4 protein-coding genes are annotated in these 4,040 nt (G+C 73.3%); 1 reads left to right on the top strand and 3 read right to left on the bottom strand.

Annotated elements, in window-relative coordinates; all coding sequences use genetic code 11:
* Positions 1–430: hypothetical protein (locus tag VGH85_22835; protein ID HEY2176656.1), on the top strand; the 430-nt coding region annotated here is incomplete at its 5' end.
* Here the strand turns inward: VGH85_22835 and VGH85_22830 are convergent.
* From VGH85_22830 to VGH85_22820, 3 genes are all read right to left on the bottom strand, one after another.
* Positions 397–1,059 (bottom strand): response regulator transcription factor, encoded by a 663-nt coding sequence (locus tag VGH85_22830; GenBank protein HEY2176655.1) that lies wholly within the window; start codon positions 1,057–1,059, stop codon positions 397–399. The two genes, VGH85_22835 and VGH85_22830, sit on opposite strands and share 34 nt — an antisense overlap.
* Complete coding sequence (locus VGH85_22825; protein ID HEY2176654.1) at positions 1,056–2,363, bottom strand: histidine kinase; 1,308 nt, start codon at positions 2,361–2,363, stop codon at positions 1,056–1,058. The genes VGH85_22830 and VGH85_22825 overlap by 4 nt, the downstream gene beginning before the upstream one ends.
* 83 nt (positions 2,364–2,446) lie before the next feature.
* On the bottom strand, positions 2,447–4,040 hold a 1,594-nt coding region (locus VGH85_22820), incomplete at its 5' end, for an FAD-binding oxidoreductase (protein HEY2176653.1).

The raw sequence follows: 4,040 nt of genomic DNA, 5'->3' as shown, positions 1-4,040 counted from the left end.
CAGCACGCACGACCAGGTTCGCCGGGCGGTTCCCGACGATGCCGAGGAGCTGACCCGCCTGCGGGCGTTGATGTTCCGCGACATGGGCCGCCCGGCCGACCTGCTCGACGAGGCATGGTCGCGACGCAACGTCGAGCACTTCCACGCGCGGCTGGCGGACACGGAATCCTTCGCCGCGTTCGTCGTCGACCAGCCCGATGCCGGCCTGGCGGCGGTCGCGGTCGGCTGGCTCGACCAACACCTGATCGGACCGACCAATCCATCCGGTCAGGTCGGGTACGTCGCGAACATCTGCACCGACAGCGCGTTCCGTCGCAGGGGCTACAGCTGCAGCACGCACCCCCAAAGCACGCGCACCGCGGGCGTATCCGCCGCGACGACGGGTCATCCCCAGGGTCAACGCCCGGGGCGCACCAGGCCCTGCTCGTAGGCCAACACGACGGCCTGCACGCGATCGCGCAGGCCGAGCTTCGCCAGGATTCGCCCGACGTGGGTCTTCACGGTCGCCTCGGACAGAAAGAGCCGGCCGGCGATCTCCTGGTTGGACGCCCCGGTCGCCACTTCGAGGAAGACCTCGCGCTCGCGGTCGGTGAGGTCCGTGAGCGGATCGGGCGCGCCGGCGGGGCCCGGCAGGTCGCGGGCGACGTGGTCGATGAGCCGGCGGGTCGTCGACGCAGCGATCACGGCATCGCCGTGGTGCACGGTGCGGATCGCAGTCAGCAACTCTTCCGGCGGAGCGTCCTTGAGCAGGAAGCCGCTCGCACCCGCGCGTAGCGCGGCGAAGGCGTATTCGTCCAGGTCGAACGTCGTGAGTACGACGACCCGCGGCGCCGGCCCGGGCCGGGACAGCAGCTGCTCCGTCGACTCGACGCCGTTCATCCGCGGCATGCGGACATCCATCAGCACCACATCGGCGGCCGTCGCGGCGAGCCGGGCCAACGCCTCCGCGCCGTCGTTCGCTTCGCCGACGACCTCCATATCGTCCTGGGAGTCGACGACCATCCCCAGCCCGGCCCGGACCAGTGCCTGGTCGTCGACGAGGAACACCTTGATCGTCACGACGCCCCCTCCTCGGCCGGACCCGAACGGTACGGGACCCGGGCGCGGATCAGGAATCCCCCGCCGGGGCGGGCGCCGGAGGACATCGAGCCGCCGACCACGGCGAGACGTTCGCGCATACCGACGAGGCCACGCCCGCTCCCATCCGACGAGATCAGGCCGCTGCCGTCGTCGCCGGCGGTGATGCGCAGGTCGCCGTCGGTCCAGGCGAACTCGACGGCGGCGTGGGCGTCTGCGCCGGCATGTTTGAGCGTGTTGGTGAGTGACTCCTGCACGAGGCGGAACACCGCGAGCTCGCCCGCCGGGCTGAGCGGATGCGCCGTGCCGCGTTCGGTGTGGTCGACAGCGAGTCCGGCCGCCCGCACCCGGGCAATCAGATCGGGCAGCTGCGCCAGACCTGGCTGCGGCCCCCAGCCGGCGTCGGCTCCGTCGCCGACCTGCTCGTCGTTGTTGAGTACGCCGAGCAGGCCGCGCATGTCGGCGAGGGCCTGCCGGCCGGTGTCGGCGATCGTCTCGAGGACGGCGGCGGCCTTGTCGGGGCGGGCGCGGGCTGCATACCGGCCTCCTTCGGCCTGGCTGACGACGATCGAGAGCGAGTGCGCGACGACGTCGTGCATCTCGCGGGCGATCCGGGCGCGTTCGTCGACCGCGGCGCGCCGGGCGCGCTCCTCGCGGTCCGCCTCCGCGCGTTCGGCCCGCTCCTCGAGGGTCGCGACGTAGGCGAAGTGCAACCGGCGGAACCGCCCGAAGCTCCAGGATGCGACGACGGCGGCGGCCAACGCGCCGAAGAGGAAGAGAAGTTGGATGGTGCCGTGCGGCAGCGAGTCTGCGGGTGAGGTCCGGACGAGCCCGATCCGCAGGGTCGCGATGCCGGCGCCGGCCAGGCCGACGATCAATGCGTAGCCCGGCGCCGGGCGACCATAGGCGCTGACCGCGTACAGCGAGAGCAGGAAGACCAGGGACGACGGCAGGAACAACGGCGGCACCGGACCGGACGCCGAGCTCCCGTCCGGGGCCAGCGCCACTACGGCCATCACCGCCGTCGCCACGGCGAAGGAGGCCACCGGGAGACTGCGCCGGGCGACGAGCGACCCGTGCAGGACGACGACTGCGAGTACCAGGACGACCGACCATCCGACGGACAGCTTCAGGTCGGGGATGGCGACCACCGACGAGATGCCGAGCACCGCCGCAGCAAGGGCCGCGACGAGCATGTCGACCGACCACGGGTGTGCGCCGACCCAGCGATCCGCCCGCTCGAACGGGCGGCGCTGGATGCGCAATCGGCCGGCGTCGGATCCCACCCGGCGATCGTAGGCAGCACGGGCCGCGATGGCGTCACCCCAGGGACGGACGGATGTCGTCCCGAAGTCGTACGCCGCGGCAGTCAGCCCTCGGGCGGGATCAGCTTTCCCGGGTTGAGGACCCCCGCCGGGTCGAGGGTCGCCTTCACCGCCCGCAGTACCTCCACGCCGAGCTCACCGACCTCCTCGACCATGCCGCCGCGGTGGTCCAGACCGACGCCGTGATGGTGGGTGATCGTCGCGCCGGCCGCGGCGATCGCGGCGTCGGCGGCCTCCTTGGCCCGCCGCCACTGGGCGACCGGGTCGTCGGTCTGCGCGGCGGCGACCGTGAAGTACAGCGACGCGCCGGCCGGGTAGACGTGCGAGACGTGACACCACACCAGCGCCGGGGTGCCCTGCCCGGCCAGCGCCGCAGCGAGCGCATCACGCACCTGCGCGTGCAGCGACGCGAGGTGCGACCAACTGGTCGCGGTCTCGACGGTTTCGGCGAGCACGCCGACGTCGAGTACGGCGTCGCGCAGCGCAGGCCCGCGGAACCGGCGCGCGCGCCACCGCTCGCCGGCGGGCGAGGGAAGGGCGCTGCCACCCGCGCCGGCGAGGACTGCCGTGGCGAGCTCGCGGCGCGCCGCCACCACCGACGCGGGGCCTTCGTAGCCGACCACCGCCAGGCATCCGCCCGGGTCGCCGGAGGGATCGCCGCCGGCCCCGCCCATCAGCCGGTCGACCCCGGTCTCCGCCTCGTCGGAGAGCCGGGTGATCGTCGGCAGGATGCCGGCGTGCGCGAGGCGGCGGAACGCCAGCACGCCTGCGGCGAAGTCGGGGAACAACCACGCCTCGTCGACGACGACCTCAGGTCGGGCGCGGACCATCGCGGTGACCTCGGTGATCACCCCGAGGGTGCCCTCCGAGCCCAGCACCAGCTGTCGCAGATCCGGGCCGGCCGCCGACGACGGCGCCCGGCCGAGTCGCAGCGACCCGCGCGGGGTGGCGACCCGCAGCCCGAGCACCAGGTCGTCGAACCGGCCGTAGCCCGAGGACGCCTGTCCGGAGGACCGGGTCGCCGCGTAACCGCCGATGCTGGCGTGGGCATAGCTCTCCGGCAGGTGTCCGAGGGTGAGGCCACGCGCGGCGAGCAGTTCCTCGGCCTCCGGCGTACGCAGACCGGCTTCGAGCGTCGCGGTCATCGACACGTCGTCGAGCGCGACGAGGTGATCGAGGCGACGCAGGTCGAGCGCGATCACCGCCGCGAATCCGGCGCGCACCGGCTCGACACCGCCGACCACACTCGTGCCGCCGCCGAAGGGCACCACCGCGACCCGGTGCTCCGCGCAGGTGCGGAGTACGCCGAGCACCTCGTCGTGATTGGCCGGATAGACCACCGCGTCGGGTGCGTCCCCGGCATCGCCGGACCGCCGCCGCAGCAGGTCGGTGGTGCTCTTGCCGCCGGCATGCCGGAGCCGGGTGGGTGGGTCGTCGCGAATTTCGGTGGCGCCGACCACCGCGACGAGCGTCTGCCGCGCGGCCGGCGGCAGCTGCGCCGGGCGCATCGTCGCCGCGGTCTCATCGACGGGCGGGGTCCGCGGCCGGGTGACCTGCAGGGTCTCCTGCAGCAGCGCACGCAGGTCGTCGGCGAGCGGCTCGGACCGGTCGTCCCACCCGGACCAGATCATCTCGTCG

The sequence above is a fragment of the Mycobacteriales bacterium genome, from assembly GCA_036497565.1.
In the GTDB taxonomy this organism is placed as follows: Bacteria; Actinomycetota; Actinomycetes; order Mycobacteriales; family QHCD01; genus DASXJE01.
This window is presented reverse-complemented; position numbering and strand designations above follow the sequence as displayed.